An 18,087-nucleotide genomic window follows, 5' to 3' on the forward strand; every position below is an offset into this window, starting at 1 on the left:
CAAGGAAGCCGGGCGCGCGCCGTCACTCGAGCGCGAGGGACAGCGACTCCGGCCGGGGCAGGGCCCGTCCGCGATTCCAGGCGGCGGCGAAGCCGTCCTCACCGAGGGCGGCCTCGCAGGCGCCGAGGAGTCCGCGCAGTTCGGGGTCGCCCGCGTCGTGCGTACCGCGCAGCGCGTACGCGGCACCCAGGGCCATCGCGCCCCGGTCGGCCTCGCCGCGGGCGAGGCAGTACTCGGCGAACCCCTCCAAGGCCGTGGCCCGGACCGGGTGGTCGCCGCACTCGGCGGCCAGTTCCAGCGCCCGGCGGTGGAACCGGTCGGCCTGCTCCGGGCCGCCCCGGTGCAGGTGGATCCGTGCCAGGCTGGTGTGCAGCAGCGCCGACAGCTGGACCTGCTCAGGGCCGCCGGTTCCGGCGGCGGACCGCTCCAGCAGCGAACTCAACGCCTGCTGCTGGCAGTCCAGCGCGGTTTCGAAGTCCCCGGTACGGCGGGCCAGTTCACCGATCGCGTACTGCGCCGCCAGCCGCAGCCGCGGGTCGCGGTTGCGCAGCGCGATGTCCGAGGCCTGTTCCAGCTCGGCCTTCGCGGTGTCCAGGTCGCCCGCCCGTGCCCGCAGTTGGCCGGACAGCACCAGCAGCATCGGCGACTCGCCCGCGCCGCCGACCTCCGCGTCGTGGCGGCGGGCCTCGTCCAGTGCCGCCATCGCCTCGGCCACCTCGCCGGTGACGGACCGCAGGCCGGCCAGTGAGATCAGCGCCAGTGCCAGGCCCCATCGGTCGCCGAGGCGCCGGAACCGGAGCAGCGAGGTGCGCAGGCAGTCCTCGGCGTGCCGCACCCGCCCGCCGCCGAGCTCGATCCGGCCGAGGACCAGCTGCGCGACGGCCGCGGTCCACGGGTCGGGATGGTCCGAGAACCGCTCGGCCACCTGTGCCGCGCCGCCCGCCGGCCGGCCCATGGCGAGCAGGAGGGCCGCGCCCAGCGCGACGGGGTGGTCGGCGCCCTGCGCCGTCATCAGCGCGCCGCCGAAGGCCTGTGCCGCCGCGGCGTCATCGGCACCGCTCGACGGCAGGGTGAGCCGGGCGACGATCAGGCAGCGGGCGTGGGCCTCCTCGGCGCCGGGCGGCGGTGCGTACCCGAAGGCGCGCAGCACCTCGGCCGTCCGCTCCCCGGCCTGGTGGCCCTGACCGCGCATCAGCCACGGCCACACCCGTGCGGCGGCCAGTCGCAGCGCCCGTCCGGCGGCCCCCTCGGCGGTGCCCGCCCGGATCTCCCGGCGCAGCGCGGCGTCCAGGTTGCCCTGCTCGGCGTCGAGCCGGGCGAGCCAGGTCAGTTGCCCGGCGGTGCGCAGCAACGGCTCGGCGGTCTCGGCGAGTTCGAGGAAGCAGTCGGTGTGCGCGGCCCCGGCATCCGCCGTCTCCCCGGCCTCGGCGAGCTTGGCCGCCGCGTACTCCCGGACCGTCTCCAGCAGCCGGTACCGCTCCGCGCCCACGGCGCCCGGCGACGGGACGAGCACCACCAGCGACTTGTCCACCAGCGCGGCCAGCAGGTCCTGTACGGCGGTCTCATCGGGGCGGTCGCCGTCCGGCCACCGTCCGGCGCACACCCGGTGCGCGTCGGCGAGCCGGGCCCCGCCCGAGAACACGGACAGCCGCCGCAGCAGGACCCGTTCGTCCCCGGCCAGCAGGGCCCAGCTCCAGTCGATGACGGCGCGCAGCGTGCGGTGTCTGGGCAGGGCGGTCCGGCTGCCCCGGTCCAGCAGCCGGAAGCGGTCGTCGAGCCGGTCCGCCAGCTGGGCGGGTGTCAGCGAGCGCAGTCTGGCCGCCGCCAGTTCGATGGCGAGCGGGATGCCGTCCAGTTCGCGGCAGAGCCGGACCACGTGCGGGGCGCTCGCGGCGTCCAGCGCGAACCCGGGGCTCACCGCCGCCGCACGGTCGGCGAACAGGGCCACGGCGGGGTGCTCCCGGGCCTCCTCGGGCCCGGCGCCGGACTCCGGTACCGCGAGCGGCCGTACCGGGCGGAGCGCCTCCCCCGTCACGCCCAGCGGCTCGCGGCTGGTGGCCAGGACCTTGAGCCGGGGCACGGCGGCCAGCAGGCGGCCGACGAGCAGGGCGGCCTCGTCGACGAGGTGCTCGCAGTTGTCCAGCAGAAGCAGCACCGGGCGTCCGGCCAGTTCCCTGACGATCCGTTCGACGGGGTCCGCCGCGAGGCCCTCGGTCTGCAGGCCGCCGGCCAGCACCCCGGCCGCCGGACGGCAGACCGCGGACAGCACCGCGGCGGTGGCGGCACCCGGGCCGGTGGCGGACGCCAGCTCGACCAGCCGCACCTCGCCGGCCGCCGCCGCTTCGAAGGCCGCTCCGGCCTCCACGGCCAGCCTGGTCTTGCCCACACCGCCCGGCCCGGTCAGGGTCACCAGCCGGTGCTCGCCGAGCAGCCGCCCGACCCCGGCCACGTCCTCCGCCCGGCCGACGAAGCTGGTCGACCGGGCGGGCAGTACGGAGGGCGGAGCGGTACGGCCACGGTCCGCCCGGGCACCGGCCGCCGGGGCGCCGCCGCGCAGTACCCGCAGATGGGCCTCCCGCAGCTCGGCACCGGGGTCCGTCCCGAGCTGGTCCGCCAGCGCCCGGCGGGTCCGGTCGTAGACCTCCAGCGCGGCGGCCTGCTGCCCGTCCGCCTGCAGTGCCCGGATCAGCCGCGCCGCCGACCGTTCCCGCAGCGGGTCGGCCGCGCACAGCTCGGTCAGCTCGGCGATCAGCCGGGGCGGCATCCCCGAGGCACCGGCACCGGCCAGTGCGAGTTCGGCGTCCGCCCGGTCCTCGACCGCCGACAGCCGTACCTCGCGCAGCCGGGCCGCCGGTGCCACGGCGAAGGCGGCCGGGCCGGCGTCCGCCAGCGGGTCCCCGCGCCAGAGCGAGAGCCCCTCGCGGAGCACCTGGGCGGCCCGCGCGTACTCACCCGCCCCGAGCGCGGCACGCCCTTCGGCCGCCGCCCGCTCGAACGCCCAGGCGTCGACGCTGCCCGGCGGCAGATCGAGCCGGTAGCCCGAGGGGTGCGAGCCGATCGCGGCCCGGCCGGTCCCGGGGTCGGCGTCCAGGGCGCGCCGCAGCCGGGAGACCAGGGACTGCAGCGCACCGGCCGGATCGGCGGGCGGCCGGTCCTCCCAGAGGTCGCGGACCAGCCGTTCGCCGACCACCAGCCGGCCGGGGTCGAGCGCGAGCCGGATCAGCAGCGCGCGCAGCCGGGCGCCGCCGATGCCGACCGCCGCCCCGTCCGTACCGCGCAGGACCTGGAGTGGTCCCAGTACCCCGATGCGCATCGCCCGCGCCCCCCTCTCCCGTCCGGCACGACGATCATCGCGTACCGGTCGGGAGCGGGCGGCGGCGGGCGTCCTACGCCGCTACTTGCCCGACGGTGCCGGGGCCGAGCCGAACGACTTCAGCAGCCACTCCTTGTGGTAACCGGGCAGCGGGAGCTGCTTGTTCACCACCGGCGTGCCGAAGATGCTCAGGTGCGCCGACAGCGCTCCGGTCAGATCGACGCCGCCGTACAGCGCGAGGCTGCCGCGCGCCTGCGGGGTGCTGCCCTTGGAGGTCTCCACCGCGACCGAGCCCTCGCCCTGGGCCCGGACGTACGGCTCCACCGTGGCGTCCACGCCGACCGCGTTGAACAGCCCGACGTTCACCTCGGCGCCGAGGCCGGCGCGGACGGAGGCGTTGCCGGAGAGCTGCGCCTTGACCGGCGAGATCCTGGTGTCGCCGGTGTCGGTGACCGGGCTCCAGCCGTGGCCGCCGGTGTACTTGGCCTGCACCGCCCATGCGCCGTCGAACTGCTGCTCGGCTTCCATGGTCACCTTGCCGTCGGCGTTGACCTCGAGGAAGCAGGTCAGGCCGAGGTTGACCACGACCGGCAGGCCGCCGACGTTGAGCACGGGGTTGGCGTGCAGCTCGGCGAAGGGGACGCGGATCGGGTTGGCGCCGGTGGTCCTGGCCAGCTCACCGCTGACCTTCCACTGGGCGTGCGCGCCGAGGTCGAAGCCGACCGACGCGGTGCGCGGGCTGCCGTGGTCGGCACCGTGGTACGCGAAGTGCACGGCGGGCCGCAGCTGCAGGGAGCCCGAGGCCGAGGCGCTGCCGCCCGGCAGCGCGACCGGCGCGTTCAGGTCCAGCTGGAGGGTGCCGGAGGCGTCGGCCTTGGACGTGCCGCCGTCCTTGCCGAAGGTCAGCTTCAGGTCCTTCACCAGCGGCTTGACCGTGATCGCGTGCGGGTCGACGGCGACCTTGCCGTCCGCCTCGGCGGGCCCGAGCAGCTCGGCCAGGGTCGCGGGGCGGGTGGCGGCGGTGACCGAACCGTCCTTGGCGGGCTGCACCGAGGTGACGGCGAGCAGCGCGCCCTTGGGAGCGGCGGCGGTCGGCGGGCTGGCGATCAGCTGACCGGGCCGGACGGTCTCGGCGGGGTCGGCCGACGCCGGCTGCGACGCTCCGGCCGACGGGGTCCCGGCCGGAGCGGACGGGCTGCCGGTGGACGGCTCGGTGGTGGACGAGCTGCCGGCGGACGGCTTGGCGGTGGACGAGCCGCCGGCGGACGGCTTGGCGGTGGCACCCGAGGCCTTGGCCGTCGGCGAGGCACTGGACGACGAGCCGGATCCGCCGGTCACGCCCGTGGTGACGGCCTTGAGTACGACGGTTCCGGTGGCCGGGTCGTAGGCGGCGAGCTGGACGTTGCGCGCGGCGGAAGCGGTGGCCGGGTGTGCGCCCGCGGCCGGGGTGCTGACGGCGGTCTGCTCCGTCCCCGGCTGGGCGGCGGCCACCACGAGGGCGTCCGAACCGGCGCGGGCGGCGAGCGTGGTGGCCGGGGCATCGGTGGCACCGGGTGTCCCGGGCGTCCCGGACGCCTGCGGCCCGGTCCCGGGCGCCGCGCAGGCGGAACCGCCGAGGACCAGCGCCGCCGCGAGGGCAGGCAGGACGACTATGCGGGCAGAGCTGTTCAACGAGTCCCCTTTGGCGCGGCGGATGAGGACACGACCGCGCGAGATCAGTAGACACAGGCGGCGTGGGACGGCCGCGGAAGTGATGTTACTGACGGGTCATCTACTTGTCGAAGACATGCAGAGCGGGGCCGCCGCCCGAGCCCCAACTGACCTACGGCCCAGGGGTTTCGTCGCGCTCCAGCACGAGACCGGACGAACCGGCCACCAGGCCCGTGCCCGCTTCGAGGTGCAGATGGCTCCCGTCCGGGGTCCCGTCCTGAGCCAGCACCAGCAGATGGCCCGCCAGCGCACGCAGCCCGGCGGCGTCGGCCTCGATGACCGTCTCCCCGCCCAGCTGCCGGACCATGATCCGGGCGTCCGCCTCCCAGCCGAACGTCCGCACCACCCCGTCGGTGGTCACGTCCACCCGGCCCCGGGCACCTGAGGGCCGGTCAGCCTCGTGATTCATGATCGCCATCCTCCCCCGCCCCGCTCACGGCCCCTCACCTACCCTCCTCCCATGACCGATCGCGAGGACCTCGACCACGGCCTCCTGGACGAGGAGGACCGGGCGTCCCTCGACGAGCGCGACCGGATCGGCACTCCCCCTCGCCCCGGACGCCGTCCGCACCGGGGTTCACCTGCTTCAGGATCGAGGCCGAGGGGCCGGCCGAGGAGTACGCCGCCCGGCTGCGCGCCGCCCTCGGCGCCGCCCTGGACCGCTCCCTCGCCGAGTGCGGACTCGACACCCGGACCGCGCCCCGGCCCGTCCCCCCATGGTTCGCCGAGGTCAGCGACGGCCTCGGCGGAGAGCGGGCCCCGGCTTCGCCAGGCGCGGAGCCGAGCGCTTCGTCGCCGCGGGGCACGGGGCCGGCTGGAGCCTCCAGGGGTGGCTCACGGAGTTCGACCACGACTCCGGGCGGTGGTGGTCGTGGTGGGACCTCACCCGGTCCGGCGACCGGACGCTGTCCCTGTGGGTCGACGCGGGGGCGGAATCCTTCTTCGCCTGCGATGACCTCCGCTGGGCCGCCTACACCGCGGGGGCCGCCTCCGTCGCCCCGCACGTCCCCCGGGACAGGGCCGACTGGCTGCGCGAACCCTCGCTCTGACCACGGCGGGCGTCCGCGCCGCCGTCACCGGCCTTCTGACGCGGCGGCGCCCGGCCGGTCCGCCGCGTCCTCAGGGGATGCTCCGGCTCGCTCCTGCCGTGCCGACCGCCCCGGCACCCTGACCACCGCGCGGCCCGAGTCCAGGTCGATCCGGCGCTCCAGGAGCACGCCCGACCCGGCGTCGTCACGCAGGAGCAGCCGGCGCTCCTTCTCCTCCACCACGTGCCGGTTGCCCGGGCCGAAGAGGGTGTGGAGCTCTCCCATCAGACCGGCGGTGGAGGCGGCACCGATGCCCGCCTGCCGCTTCCGCCAGTAGATCCAGCCCCGCCGCTCCAGCCACAGCAGCAGCCGGTCCAGCAGGAAGAACGCCGCTACCGCCGCGGCCACCCAGCCGAAGATGCCCATCGCCGCCCCCATGAAGTCGCCCTCCGGGCAACGTACGGGCACGGCCGGCCGTGCCCGGCGATCGCCGACTCCCAGCCGGCGATGGGGAGTTCGGTACCAGAGGTGCTGTCCCCGGCCCCGCGCCGGCTACCCGGCCCGGACCACCCTCGGGACGGCCTCCGCCAGCGCGCCGGCCACCCTGTGGACATCGGCGCCGGTCGTACGCCAGTTGCTGAAGGCGGCCCGCAGCGCGGGCACTCCGGCGTGGACCGTCGGGGTGAGGAAGACCTCCTCCTTCACCTCGGCGGCCAGGGCGGCGAGCCGTTCGGCCGTGGGCTCCTCGGCCAGCGTGAAGCAGACGACGTTGAGGCGGACCGGCGCGAGCAGGCGCAGGCCCGGCGTGGCGGCCACGGCCTCGCCCAGCGCGTGGGCGCAGGAGACACAGCGTTCGACGATCTCGCGGTGGCCGTCCCGCCCGTAGGCGCGCAGGGTGAACCAGGCGGCGAGCGCGCGCAGCCGGTGCGAGTTCTCCGGGGTGAGGTGGACCAGGTCGGGGTTGTCGCCCACCGAGCCGAGGTACGCGGCGGAGTTCCGGAAGACCCGGGCCTGCAGGTCCGGGCGGCGGGTGAACTGCACCGCGCTGTCGTACGGCACGTTCAGCCACTTGTGCAGGTCCACGCAGACCGAGTCGGCCAGGTCGAGGGCCTCGACCAGGTGGGCGTGGGCCGGGGAGAGCGCGGCGAAGGCGCCGAAGGCCGCGTCCACGTGCAGCCAGAAGTCGTGGCGCGCGCGCAGGGCGGCGATGGCGCGCAGGTCGTCGAAGTCGACCGTGTTGACGGTGCCGGCGTTGGCCACCACGATGCAGGGCCCGTCCGTCTCCTCCAGGGCGCGCTCCAGGGCGGCCGCGTCGACCGCCTCCCGGCCGGCCAGGGTCTCCACCCCGACCAGCGCGCCGCGGCCGAGGCCGAGCACCGACAGCCCCTTGGACACGCTGGAGTGCGCGCTGCCCGACAGCACCCGTACCGGGCCCAGCGCGGCCAGCCCGTCCTCGGCCGGGCTGACCCCGCGCCGCTCCCCGAGCCACTCACGGGCGATCGCCAGTCCGACCGTGTTGGACATGGTCGCGCCGCTGACGAAGGTGCCGCTGTGGGCGTCGGACAGGCCGAAGAGCTCGCGCAGCCAGCCGACCGTCGCCCGCTCCAGGTGCTGGCCGGCCGGGTCGAGACCGCTGTTGGCGTTCTGGTCCACGGTCGCGGTCAGCCAGTCCCCGGCCAGCGCGGCCGGGGTCGCACCACCCGTGACGAACCCGAGGTAGCGCGGCCCGGCACTGGCCGACAGGCCCGGCTCCCAGCGCACCGCGAACTCCTCCAGCGCCGCCCGCAGTCCCACCCCGCGCCCCGGCAGCGGCTCCGCCGCCGGCACCCGTGACGGCGGGACGACCGGGCGCTCCGCCAGCCCGTCGAGGAAGGCCCCGGCATGCTTCCGGGTGGCCTCCAGCAGGTCGGGCAACTGGGCCAGATCCTCGGCGAGTTGTGGATGCACGGCTACCCCTTCGATCGGTTACGGCCCGAAGCTACCGCCGCGCGGCCGCGCCGTCCCGATCCAATTCCGGACGAGTGGACTGCTCCGTGCCGTCCGGCGGGGCCGCCTCGCGCACCCCGGAGCGCGCGAGGCGGGCCGGGCCTCAGTCGCCGAGGAACGTCAGGTCGAGCCGGGCCAGCCGCTCGGGATCGGCGAGGATGTCGAGCGCGGCCACCTTCCCGTGCGCGACCGTGAAGGCCGCGACCGAGACCGGCCGGCCGTCCGCGATCGCGACGGCTCCCGGGCCCCCGTTGACCAGGACCGGCAGGGTGAACTGGGCGAGCCTGGCGAAGGTGATCGCCCCGCCGGCCACGGCCTGCGCACCGCGCAGCAGAGCGCCGGGACGCAGGACGCCGCCGTCGGAGCGCACCACGACGTCCGGGTCGAGGACCGCGACCAGCGCCTCGAAGTCCCCGCCGCGCGCCGCGGCGAGGAAGGCGTCGACCACCTCGCGCTGACGTGCCAGGTCGGCGTCGGGGGCGGGGATGTCCTGGACCCGGCGCCGGGCGCGGCTGGCGAGCTGGCGCGCGGCGGCCGGAGTGCGCCCGACGATGGGGGCGATCTCGTCGAACGGCACGGCGAACATGTCGTGCAGCACGAAGGCGAGCCGCTCGGCCGGCGCCAGGGTTTCGAGGACCACCAGCAGCGCCAGGCCCACGGAATCGGCCAGCAGCGCCTGCTGTTCGGGGTCCACGCCGTCCGTACTGCTCACGATCGGGTCGGGCACGTGCACGTCCAGCGGGTCCTCCCGGCGCGAGGTGCGCGAGCGCAGCATGTTCAGGCAGACCCGGCCGGCGATGGTGGTCAGCCAGCCGCCCATGTTCTCCACGCCGCTGCTGTCGGAGCGGTCGAGCCGGAGCCAGGTCTCCTGGACGGCGTCGTCCGCCTCGCTGAGGGAGCCGAGCATCCGATAGGCCACCGCCCGCAGATGCGTACGGTGAGCCTCGAACTGCTCTGCCAGAAACTCGCTTCGGTCCATAGGTCGCATTCCTCCGTCGCCTCGTGCCACAGCACTGACCCGCGAAACCCGGCCGATGTGACGGACACCGGCCCTGGAACCGTCGAGCGGGATCATGCAAGCACGTACGGGCGGCCCGACCCCCACCGCCTCTCGTGTCCTGACAGTACGTCAGCGCCCTGCACAAGTACGTCAGTCGACGCACGGGATCCCGTTGTCGCCCTTGACCGCCGCTCCCTGCATCGACATGGTGGCGGCCGGATCCGGGGTCCCGCCGGAGGCGCTCGCACCGGCCTGGCCCGGACCGCTGCCGGTGCCGGTGCTGCTGTCGCCGTCACTGCTCGCGGGCGCCTGGTAGCCGGTGCCCAGGGTGACCACGATGTGCCCGGCCGGGACAGCGGACGACCCGGCGGCACTCGTGCCGTAGCGGGCGGCGACCTGCCCGGCGCCGTCCTTGGCGCCACGGCCGTAGACCACCGTGGTGGACCTCGGGTGGCTGCGCGCCGTGCCGGTCCGGCCGGCCGTGAAACCCATGCCGGCCAGTGCTCTGGACTCGTCGGCGGCGGCCCCCTGGACCGAGGACGCGTTGTACACGTCCACCGTCCCCGAAACCCCGGCCGACGGCGCGGCGGGGGCCGGGGTGCTGCCGGCGGTGCCTTCGGTGCTTCCGGCGCCGCCATCGGCAGTGGCAGCGGCAGCGGCGGCCGGAGCGGAGTCGGCGTAGCCGAACAGCACCTTGACGGTCCTCTTGATCTGGTCCGGGTTGACGTAGTTGACGAGTTGCAGGCCTTCGCCGGGGATGTAGACCGGCGGCTTGAGCGCCTTGACCGGGAGGGTGTTGAACTCGACGTTGCCGCCGGTCAGGTTGGGCGCCTGCTGGGCGAAGTCCAGGATGTCCCACCGGTCGTCGATGACCACGTCCTTCTTCACCACGTCGAACAGCTTCCGCATCTTGCCCAGGTCCCCGAACAGCCCGTCCTGCTTGAGCTTGTACTCGACCGCGGTGATGAACGCCTGCTGGCGGTGGGTGCGGTCGAAGTCCCCGCCGTCGAGGTTGTGCCGCTGGCGGACGAAGGAGAGCGCCTGGGAGGCGTTCAGGGTGTTCATGCCCTTGCGGAAGTCGGCCCCCGAGCCCTGGCCGTCCTCGGCCGGGTCGCTGGTGTCCTTGTTGAGGCAGACCGTGATCGGCTCGACGGCCCTGGCGATGTCGTAGAAGCCGATCAGGTTGACCTCGGCGAAGTGGTCGACCGGGACGTCGAGGAACTTCTGCAGGGTGTAGACGGTGGCCGCGCGGCCCGCCTCCCGGCCGGCCTGCTCCAGCGCCGCGCCCGTGAGGCCCTTGGCCTTGAGAGCCGGCGTCACCTTGTTCTTGGCGAGACCGTAGGCCTCCTTGATCTTGTGCATGCCCTGCTCGGAGCCGTCGCCGTCGTAGGTCATGACGTAGTCGTCGCGCGGGACGGACACCGCCTCCACCTTGCCGCCCCCGGCGGGGATGTGCAGCAGGATCAGGCTGTTGGTGTTGTAGCCGCCGACGTCGGAGCTGTGGCCCGCGTGCAGCTCGTCCTGGATGAACTCCGGTGGCAGGTCGGTCCCGTCCATGTTCCGGCGGCTGTCCAGGCCGATCAGCAGCAGGTTGACCGAGTTGTCGAGCTTCTTCGGCGCGCTCCTCCTCGCCTGCTCCAGCGCGTTCGACGTCGTGATGCCGTCGCTGAGGTCGTGGTACTCGTACCAGGCGGCCCCGGTGGTACCGAGCACGGCCAGCGAGACGCAGCAGGCGAGGGTGCGGCCGACGGCCAGCCATCCGGGCACCGCCCCGGCCCGGCGGTGGCGCCGCGACCGCTCGCGGCCGGCCGCTCCGTGGGATCCTCTCTCAGTCCACACAGGGGATGCCGTTCTGCTGTGCGGCGGACGGAGCGACGGAGGGACCCGTGGCCGCCGAACCGCCGGAACCGGACGCGGTGGCGGCGGCCGCAGGCGCGGTGGCGGCGGGCGCCGGGGTGTCACCGAAGCGCTGCTTCACGATCTGCCGGATCCTTTCCTGGTCGACCGTGTTCACGTTCTCACCGTCGACCGTCTTGAAACCGGAGAGCGGCAGCGTGTCGAACTCCAGGTTTCCACCGGTCAGTTCAGAGACCTGTCCGGCGAACCGCACGACGTTCCACCGGTCGTCGATCACCAGGTCCTTCTTCACCGCGTCGAACAGCGACTGCGTCCGGGCCGGATCGCCGAGCACGCCGCCTTGGCCGAGCCTGTGCAACGCCGAAGCGATGAAGGCCTGTTGACGACGCACCCGGTCCAGGTCGCCGTTGGGCAGGTTGTGCCGCTGGCGGACGAAGGAGAGAGCGTCGGCCGCGTTCAGATCGCTGTACCCGGCCGGGAGTTCGAGACCGGTGCCACCGCCCTCCTGAGTGGCGCTGCCGGAGACGATCGGGTCGCTGACCGGGTGGTTGAGGCAGACCCCTACCGGCCCCACCGCCTTGGCGATGTCGTAGAAACCCATCAGGTTGAACTCGGCGAAGTGGTCGATCGGGATGTCGAGGAACTTCTGCACGGTCTGGATGGTCGCCGAGCGCCCGGCCTCCCGGCTCCGCCGCTCCAACTCCCCCTTGGCAAGGCCCTGGCCCTGGAGTTCCGCCTCCGTCCGCATCTTGGCGAGGCCGTACACGTCCCTGATCCTGTGCATCCGCCCGTCCGCGCCGTACGTCCGGACGTAGTCGTCGCGCGGAACGGACAGCGCGCTCGCCCTGCCGCCGCCCGCCGGGATGTGCAGCACGATCAGGGTGTCGGCGTTGTAGCCGCCGGCCTCGGAGCTGCTGCCCGCGTGCAGGTCGTTCTCCACCACATCCGGCGGCAGGTCGTTGCCGTCCATGTCCTTGCGGCTGTCGAGACCGATCAGCAGGATGTTGACCGCCTTGTCCAGATGAGCCGGTGCACCCTTCGAGGCATCGTCCAGGGCCCTGGAGACGGGCACCGGCGCGGTGAGGTCCGACGCCAGGACGCCGCCCGCGCCGATGACCGCGAGCGCGATGACGCTGCCGGTGATCGCGGCCGTCCGACGGCGCCGACGCCTGCCGCGGCCCTGGGCGAGACCGCCGGACACCAGCGGCTCCGCCTCGGTCCTGACGTCCTCGGCCGCCCGGTTGAAGGCATGGACGAGGCCGTGCTCGAACTCCGGATCGGGCTGGAGGCCGGGCTGGGGATCGGCTGACATACGGGATCACCGTCTCTCGGATCGAAGCTGAAAGTTCTGCGCCACGCGGCGGGTTCAGTGGGCGGCCAGCTCGTCGAGCGAGGTGCCCAGCAGGGCTCGCAGCTTTGCCAGCGCCCGCGTGCTGCGGGTGCGCACCGCACCCGTGCTGACCCGCATGACCGAAGCGGTCTCCTCCACGCTCCGGTCCTCCCAGTAGCGCAGGACCAGCACCACCCGGTCACGGGCGGGGAGTTGGGCGAGCGCCTCGGTCAGCGTCACCCGCAGCGTGGCGTCCTCCACCCGCCCCTCGGGCTCGGGCAGGACTTCGGCGGGACGCTCCCGGCTGCTGCGCCGCCGCCGGTGCGAGAGGAAGCAGCGGACCAGCACCGTCTGCGCGTACCCCGCCGGATTGTCTATCCGCCCCGACCGCCCCGGCCGGGACAGCCGCCGCCAGTGCGTGTACATCCGCCCGAGCGTCTCCTGGACCAGGTCCTCGGCGAGATGCGCGTCGCCCCCGGTCAGGAAGTACGCGGAGCGGTACAGCTGCCCGGCGCGTCCGTTCGCGAACGCGACGAACTCCGCCTCCATCGCTTCCCGCGCACCACTGCTGGAGATCATCACCACTCCCGACCCTGACGGACCATCCGCCCTATGACGCTCCGGCCCGCCCCGCGCGTTACACCGTGCCGGCCGAGAACCTCCGGGCCGGGCCGCGAGGCGTCGCCGGGCCACTCGGTCGCCGAGCCGCAAGACGTCGCCAGACAGCCCGGTCGCCGGAAAAAGCCGGGCAGGTGACCGGGCGCGTGTCGATAGGATGAGGCCGCCCACAGCGGAACTTCGCTCTCTGTGGCAGCCCGAGAGTCGGCACTGAGCAGGGCCCTCGTTGCGGCCCCCAGACCTGCGCCCGTCACGGCGCTCCTGACGGGGTGCCGGCGGGAGAAATTGGAGCATCCGAGGATGGCTCGGCACCTGATCACCAGCGCCCTTCCGTACATCAACGGGATCAAGCACCTGGGCAACATGGTCGGGTCCATGCTCCCGGCGGACGTCTACTCCCGCTACCTGCGCCAACGCGGCCACGATGTCCTGTACATCTGCGCCACCGACGAGCACGGCACCCCGGCCGAGCTGGCCGCCCAGGAGGCCGGCCTGCCGGTGTCCGAGTTCTGCGCCCAGGCGCACCTGCAGCAGAAGGCGGTCTACGACGGCTTCCGGCTGTCGTTCGACTACTTCGGCCGCAGCTCCTCCCCGCAGAACCGGGAGATCACCCAGGAGATCGCCCGGGAGCTGCACGCCAACGGCTTCATCGAGGAGCGCGCGATCCGCCAGGTGTACTCGATCACCGACGGGCGCTTCCTGCCGGACCGGTACATCGTCGGCACCTGCCCGCACTGCGGCTACGACAAGGCCCGCGGTGACCAGTGCGAGAACTGCACCCGTGTGCTCGACCCGACCGACCTCCTCCAGCCGCGCTCGGCGATCAGCGGCAGCTCGGAGCTGGAGGTCCGCGAGACCAAGCACCTCTTCCTCCTCCAGTCGAAGCTGACCGGCCAGGTGGAGCGGTGGATCGCCGACAACGGCGACGACTGGCCCGTCCTCGCCTCGTCGATCGCCCGCAAGTGGCTGACCGAGGGCCTCCAGGACCGCGCGATCACCCGCGACCTGGAGTGGGGCGTGCCCGTACCGGCCGACGTGTGGCCCGAGTTGGCGGCCGAGGGCAAGGTCTTCTACGTCTGGTTCGACGCCCCGATCGAGTACATCGGCGCCACCAAGGAGTGGGCGGACGCGGCCCCGGCCGGTGAGGCGCGCGACTGGAAGTCCTGGTGGTACGAGGCCGACGACGCCGTCCGGTACACGGAGTTCATGGCCAAGGACAACGTCCCGTTCCACACGGTGATGTTCCCGGCCACGATCCTCGGCTCGCGCCAGCCGTGGAAGAAGGTCGACTACGTCAAGGCGTTCAACTGGCTGACCTACTACGGGGGCAAGTTCTCGACCAGCCAGAAGCGGGGCATCTTCACCGACGTCGCGCTGGAGCTGCTGCCCGCCGACTACTGGCGCTACTTCCTGATGGCGCAGGCGCCCGAGTCGGACGACTCCAGCTTCACCTGGGACCTGTTCGCCTCCGTCGTCAACAAGGACCTGGCCGACACCCTGGGCAACTTCGTCAACCGCGTGCTCTCCTTCAGCCGCAAGCGCTTCGGCGACCACGTCCCCGCCGGCCACCAGCCGGGCGAGGCCGAGCAGCGCCTGGGCGCGCAGATCGCCGAGTTGCTCGCCGAGTACGAGGCCAACCTGGACGCGCTCAACTTCCGCAAGGCGGCGCAGAGTCTGCGGGCACTGTGGAGCGCGGGCAACGCCTACCTGGACGAGAAGGCGCCCTGGCTCCAGGTGAAGACCGACCCGGAGGCCGCCGCGCTCACCCTGCGCACGGCCATGAACCTGATCTACCTCTACTCGGTGCTCTCCGAGCCGTTCATCCCGGCCGCGAGCCAGGCCATGCGCCACTCCTTCGCACTCGCCGAGGACATCCCGGTGCGCACCCTGACCTGGGTGAGCCCGCAGCAGGCCCGCTCACTGGACCTCGTCCCGGCCGGGACCGCCTTCACCGTCCCGCCGGTCCTCTTCGCCAAAATCACTGACGAGGACCTGGAGACCTGGACCACGCGGTTCGGCGGCGAGTAGGCCCCGGCGGCCGCGGGTCGCGGAGCCGCCGAGGTCATTCCCGGTCTCGGTGGCTCCGCGACTCCGCCGGGCCGGCCCGCCACCGCGCGGTGTCCCCGGCCCGGCCCACCGATACTGGCTGTGCGGCCGCCTGCGGCCCTTCGCTGTCCACCGACGACGAGAGAAGAGCCGGAACGTGCCGACCGCACCGGTGATCCTCAGCGACGTCCCGGGCTCCTTCGCCTGGGGCGTCTTCCACGAGCGCCATCCGAAGCTCATCCGGCAGGTGCTCGACGCACTTCCGTACGGGCCCGCCGAACGGGAGGCGATCGAGCGCCTGCTGGCCGAGAGCACCACGGGCCTGCTGGAGCCGCTGGGTGAGGACGCCCATGACCACGCCCAGTGGCTGGAGTGGGGCCGGGGGCTGTGGGGACTGCCGTGGGGCGAGGCGCCGTTCCTCTGGGCGGAGAGCTACTTCTACCGCCGACTGCTCGAAGCCACCGGCTACTTCCGGCCGGGCGCCTGGCAGGGGATCGACCCCTTCGCCCCGTTCAAGGCCGCCGAGCTGGACGGCGCCGCCGTGGACGCCGAACTGGCCGCGCTCGGCGAACTCCACGCCCTGCCGGCGGCCGACCGCGGCCAGGCCCTGCTGTCGTCGGCCCTGTGGGGCAACCGCGCCGACCTCAGCTTCCAGATCACCGCACAGACCGGCGCCGACTCGCCCTCGGGGCTGATCACCGATGACAGCCCACTCATGTGGACCGAGCTGGCACGGGCCGAACTGGCACGGACCGAGGGCGGACGGGCCGAGGACGGACGGGCCAGGAGCGGACGGGCCAGGAGCGGACGGGCCAGGAGCGGACGGGCCAGGAGCGGACGGATCTGCCTGGTCGCGGACAACGCCGGCCGCGAGCTGCTGCCGGACCTGGTACTGATCGACCACCTCCTGACGAGCGGGCCGGCCTCCGAGGTCGTCCTCCACGTGAAGCCACAGCCGTACTACGTCTCCGACGCCACGATGGCGGACGTCCTCGCAACGGTGGAACGCCTCCGCACCGCGCCCCAGCCGGAGGCCGCGGCGATCGGCCACCGGCTGTGGCAGGCGATGGGCACGGGCGCACTCGCGGTCAGGACCCATCCGTTCTTCTGCGCCCCGCTGCCGTTCCACGCCATGCCCGCCGATCTCCGGGCGGAGTTCACCGGCGCCACGATGACCATCCTGAAAGGCGACCTCAACTACCGCCGCCTGACCGGAGACCGGCTCTGGCCACCCACCACCCCCTTCGCCGACGCGGCACACCACTTCCCATCACCCGTAACCAGCCTGCGGACCCTCAAGTCGGACGTGATCGTCGGACTCACGGATTCCACCGTCACCGATCTCGACGGCACGGGGGAGCCATGGCGAACCAGCGGCCGGTACGCCGTCATCCAGACCTGCGTCCCGCGGTAGCCGCACCGCGGGATGCGATGCGACACGAGGCCGGAGACTCCGGATCGGTCCAGACAACAACCGGCAGTTGGCGCGTGACGGCTCGGACCACCAGGTCGGAGGCATCCTGCAACGGGTACCAACGGTGATCCGACCGGACCTGGAGCATCTCTTCCAACGCGTGCGACCTACCTGTCGCGCAGCGGATGTTCGGCATCATCAGCAGTGCCCAGCGCGTCCACGGCGCGCTGCACGCCGAGGGCCGGCGAGGAGGTGCTGCGATCAGCAGCCTGCGCGAGGAGATCGAAGCCTTCACCGCCACCCCGACGTCCGTTCTCATCCAATGACCGCGTCGGTAAGCTCCGCTGCCATGACCCCAGTTCACCCGGCCGGCCCCCGCCTGGCACTGCGCGAAGTCGAACCCGAGGACGCCGAGGCCCTCCTGGCCATCTACGGCGACCCGGAAGCCACCCGGCACCTCAGCTTCGAGCCGCGCACACCGGCCCAGGTTGAGCTGATCATCGACCGCTCGATCGGGTCGGCGCGGGAGGACCCGAGGACCGAATACTGCCTCGCCGTCACCCGGCTCGGCGAGCACCGGCTGATCGGCTACGCGCGCCTGGCGACCGAGCCGCAGCAGGCGGCCACCATCGGGTTCGCCCTGCACCCGGCCGAGTGGGGCAAGGGTCTTGGCACGGAGACCGTCCACCTGTTGTGCGCGCTGGCTTTCAACACCCTTGGTCTGCACCGCATCTGGGCGGCGCGGTCACCGTTGAACGAGGCGTCGGCTCGTACGCTCCTGCGGGCCGGCATGACCGAGGACGGCCGGATCCGCGACCACGTCTTCGTCCGCGGCGCCTGGCGCGACTCGATCACCTACTCGATCCTGGAGCACGAGTGGACAGCGATCGACGGGCTGAAGACCAGCCCGGGCCCCGGGGCCTGACGCGACTGACGATGCCCAGTCGCCCGTCGGCCCACCTGCCGATGGAAGCGGACCCGGAAGGTGAACTCCTGTTGACCGAGCTGGTCTTGCCGCACATAGCGCTCTCCGGCACCGCCGATCCCCCGGGCGGCGTCCTGCCCGACTTGCCAGCCACCGACGGCGGCAACCACTGGGCGGACGGGTACTGCCGGCCGCACTGGGCCGGCAGTGGAACCGGAGCCTCACGCCCGGCTGCTCCTCCTGCTGCCCGTCCTCGGCGACGCCGACCTGTCGACTGACGCCACCGAGACCGTCGCCGGCGCCCTCGCCGCCATCGGCACCCCGCCCGAGGCCACGGCCGCCCTTGCCGAGGCCCTGCTCGACCACCCCTTCTGGGACGGCAAGACCTGCCGCACCGGCGGCCTCCCTGGCACGACAGCCCAGGATTGGTCCAGACAGCACGAAAGCCGCAGGTCCATGACCTGCGGCTTTTCACTGGAGCGGGCGACGAGAATCGAACTCGCGCTCTAAGCTTGGGAAGCTCATGTTCTACCATTAAACTACGCCCGCCTGACGGGCTGTCAGTGACTGCCCGACTGTTTCCACACTCTACCCCATCCGAGCAGGTGCTTGGGACTGGCGTGAACGCGACCATAGGTCGATGCGCGCGGGTGGGGTGAGGCGTACTGTGTGGGCCGTTCCGCTGGGGTGGGTGGGGCGGCGAGCCGCTGAGCGGAATGTCCGGAACATCCCCTAATGTGTCGCTGTCCCGGGCGAGGGGCCCGCGTGGACACCGGTCACTGGTACGGCGGTTCCGCAGGGATGGTCGTACCGCAGGGTGGTGGCTTCGCAGAGACCGCGGTTCCGCAGGGACGGCGGTG

Annotated in this window: 15 protein-coding genes and 1 tRNA gene; 6 read left to right on the plus strand and 10 right to left on the minus strand. The window is 73.2% G+C overall.

The window, feature by feature from the left end:
• Positions 1 to 22: 22 nt before the first annotated feature.
• The 3 genes from ACSMTC_RS18565 to ACSMTC_RS18575 form a co-directional block, all read right to left on the minus strand.
• On the minus strand, positions 23 to 3,313 hold the full coding sequence (locus ACSMTC_RS18565; protein WP_436560816.1) for an AfsR/SARP family transcriptional regulator: 3,291 nt from the start codon (positions 3,311 to 3,313) through the stop codon (positions 23 to 25).
• Between the two features lie 81 nt (positions 3,314 to 3,394).
• Positions 3,395 to 4,984 carry a hypothetical protein gene (locus tag ACSMTC_RS18570; RefSeq protein WP_436560817.1) on the minus strand — a complete coding sequence of 530 codons (1,590 nt, stop codon included), beginning with the start codon at positions 4,982 to 4,984 and terminating at the stop codon, positions 3,395 to 3,397.
• Between the two features lie 151 nt (positions 4,985 to 5,135).
• On the minus strand, positions 5,136 to 5,432 hold the full coding sequence (locus ACSMTC_RS18575; RefSeq protein WP_436560818.1) for an Imm32 family immunity protein: 297 nt from the start codon (positions 5,430 to 5,432) through the stop codon (positions 5,136 to 5,138).
• A 307-nt stretch (positions 5,433 to 5,739) separates the two neighbouring features.
• On the opposite strand from ACSMTC_RS18575, the gene ACSMTC_RS18580 reads away from it, so the two are divergent.
• Positions 5,740 to 6,072, plus strand: a complete 333-nt coding sequence (locus tag ACSMTC_RS18580) for a hypothetical protein (RefSeq protein ID WP_436560819.1) — start codon at positions 5,740 to 5,742, stop codon at positions 6,070 to 6,072.
• Positions 6,073 to 6,096: 24 nt separating this feature from the next.
• On the opposite strand, the gene ACSMTC_RS18585 is transcribed toward ACSMTC_RS18580, so the two are convergent.
• The 6 genes from ACSMTC_RS18585 to ACSMTC_RS18610 form a co-directional block, all read right to left on the minus strand.
• The gene (locus ACSMTC_RS18585; protein WP_436560820.1) at positions 6,097 to 6,519 is read right to left on the minus strand and encodes a DUF6191 domain-containing protein; all 423 of its coding nucleotides are present in this window, start codon (positions 6,517 to 6,519) and stop codon (positions 6,097 to 6,099) included.
• An 84-nt stretch (positions 6,520 to 6,603) separates the two neighbouring features.
• Positions 6,604 to 7,998: a pyridoxal phosphate-dependent decarboxylase family protein gene (locus ACSMTC_RS18590; protein WP_436560821.1), complete on the minus strand. Its 1,395-nt coding sequence runs from the start codon at positions 7,996 to 7,998 to the stop codon at positions 6,604 to 6,606.
• 142 nt (positions 7,999 to 8,140) lie between these two features.
• On the minus strand, positions 8,141 to 9,016 hold the full coding sequence (locus ACSMTC_RS18595) for a sigma-70 family RNA polymerase sigma factor (protein ID WP_436560822.1): 876 nt from the start codon (positions 9,014 to 9,016) through the stop codon (positions 8,141 to 8,143).
• 171 nt (positions 9,017 to 9,187) lie between these two features.
• Positions 9,188 to 10,804, minus strand: a complete 1,617-nt coding sequence (locus tag ACSMTC_RS18600) for an LCP family protein (protein WP_436560823.1) — start codon at positions 10,802 to 10,804, stop codon at positions 9,188 to 9,190.
• Between the two features lie 61 nt (positions 10,805 to 10,865).
• Positions 10,866 to 12,206: an LCP family protein gene (locus ACSMTC_RS18605; RefSeq protein WP_436560824.1), complete on the minus strand. Its 1,341-nt coding sequence runs from the start codon at positions 12,204 to 12,206 to the stop codon at positions 10,866 to 10,868.
• 54 nt (positions 12,207 to 12,260) lie between these two features.
• The gene (locus ACSMTC_RS18610; RefSeq protein WP_436560825.1) at positions 12,261 to 12,803 is read right to left on the minus strand and encodes a SigE family RNA polymerase sigma factor; all 543 of its coding nucleotides are present in this window, start codon (positions 12,801 to 12,803) and stop codon (positions 12,261 to 12,263) included.
• A gap of 339 nt (positions 12,804 to 13,142) precedes the next feature.
• Between ACSMTC_RS18610 and metG the strand changes: the two genes are divergently transcribed.
• The 5 genes from metG to ACSMTC_RS18635 all read left to right on the plus strand — a co-directional run bounded on the left by metG (position 13,143) and on the right by ACSMTC_RS18635 (position 17,737).
• Positions 13,143 to 14,870, plus strand: a complete 1,728-nt coding sequence (gene metG / locus ACSMTC_RS18615; protein ID WP_436560826.1) for a methionine--tRNA ligase — start codon at positions 13,143 to 13,145, stop codon at positions 14,868 to 14,870.
• Positions 14,871 to 15,045: 175 nt separating this feature from the next.
• Positions 15,046 to 16,302 carry a damage-control phosphatase ARMT1 family protein gene (locus ACSMTC_RS18620; RefSeq protein WP_436560827.1) on the plus strand — a complete coding sequence of 419 codons (1,257 nt, stop codon included), beginning with the start codon at positions 15,046 to 15,048 and terminating at the stop codon, positions 16,300 to 16,302.
• 185 nt (positions 16,303 to 16,487) lie between these two features.
• Positions 16,488 to 16,628 carry a hypothetical protein gene (locus tag ACSMTC_RS18625; protein WP_436560828.1) on the plus strand — a complete coding sequence of 47 codons (141 nt, stop codon included), beginning with the start codon at positions 16,488 to 16,490 and terminating at the stop codon, positions 16,626 to 16,628.
• 23 nt (positions 16,629 to 16,651) lie between these two features.
• Positions 16,652 to 17,227: a GNAT family N-acetyltransferase gene (locus ACSMTC_RS18630; RefSeq protein ID WP_436560829.1), complete on the plus strand. Its 576-nt coding sequence runs from the start codon at positions 16,652 to 16,654 to the stop codon at positions 17,225 to 17,227.
• A gap of 207 nt (positions 17,228 to 17,434) precedes the next feature.
• The gene (locus ACSMTC_RS18635) at positions 17,435 to 17,737 is read left to right on the plus strand and encodes a hypothetical protein (RefSeq protein ID WP_436560830.1); all 303 of its coding nucleotides are present in this window, start codon (positions 17,435 to 17,437) and stop codon (positions 17,735 to 17,737) included.
• Here ACSMTC_RS18635 and ACSMTC_RS18640 read toward each other — a convergent pair.
• Positions 17,703 to 17,776, minus strand: a tRNA-Gly gene (locus ACSMTC_RS18640). The two genes, ACSMTC_RS18635 and ACSMTC_RS18640, sit on opposite strands and share 35 nt — an antisense overlap.
• Positions 17,777 to 18,087: the final 311 nt, after the last annotated feature.

The organism is Kitasatospora sp. HPM-01-4 (assembly GCF_051374625.1).
GTDB lineage: Bacteria > Actinomycetota > Actinomycetes > Streptomycetales > Streptomycetaceae > Kitasatospora.

What these genes read in the sequence shown, in the direction of transcription:
- ACSMTC_RS18565 (WP_436560816.1), bottom strand. Translation starts at nt 3,313, where the DNA reads ATGCGCATCGGGGTACTGGGACCACTCCAGGTCCTGCGCGGTACGGAC.
- ACSMTC_RS18575 (WP_436560818.1), bottom strand. Translation starts at nt 5,432, where the DNA reads ATGAATCACGAGGCTGACCGGCCCTCAGGTGCCCGGGGCCGGGTGGAC.
- ACSMTC_RS18580 (WP_436560819.1), top strand. Translation starts at nt 5,740, where the DNA reads ATGGTTCGCCGAGGTCAGCGACGGCCTCGGCGGAGAGCGGGCCCCGGC.
- ACSMTC_RS18595 (WP_436560822.1), bottom strand. Translation starts at nt 9,016, where the DNA reads ATGGACCGAAGCGAGTTTCTGGCAGAGCAGTTCGAGGCTCACCGTACG.
- ACSMTC_RS18605 (WP_436560824.1), bottom strand. Translation starts at nt 12,206, where the DNA reads ATGTCAGCCGATCCCCAGCCCGGCCTCCAGCCCGATCCGGAGTTCGAG.
- ACSMTC_RS18610 (WP_436560825.1), bottom strand. Translation starts at nt 12,803, where the DNA reads ATGATCTCCAGCAGTGGTGCGCGGGAAGCGATGGAGGCGGAGTTCGTC.
- metG (WP_436560826.1), top strand. Translation starts at nt 13,143, where the DNA reads ATGGCTCGGCACCTGATCACCAGCGCCCTTCCGTACATCAACGGGATC.
- ACSMTC_RS18625 (WP_436560828.1), top strand. Translation starts at nt 16,488, where the DNA reads ATGTTCGGCATCATCAGCAGTGCCCAGCGCGTCCACGGCGCGCTGCAC.
- ACSMTC_RS18630 (WP_436560829.1), top strand. Translation starts at nt 16,652, where the DNA reads ATGACCCCAGTTCACCCGGCCGGCCCCCGCCTGGCACTGCGCGAAGTC.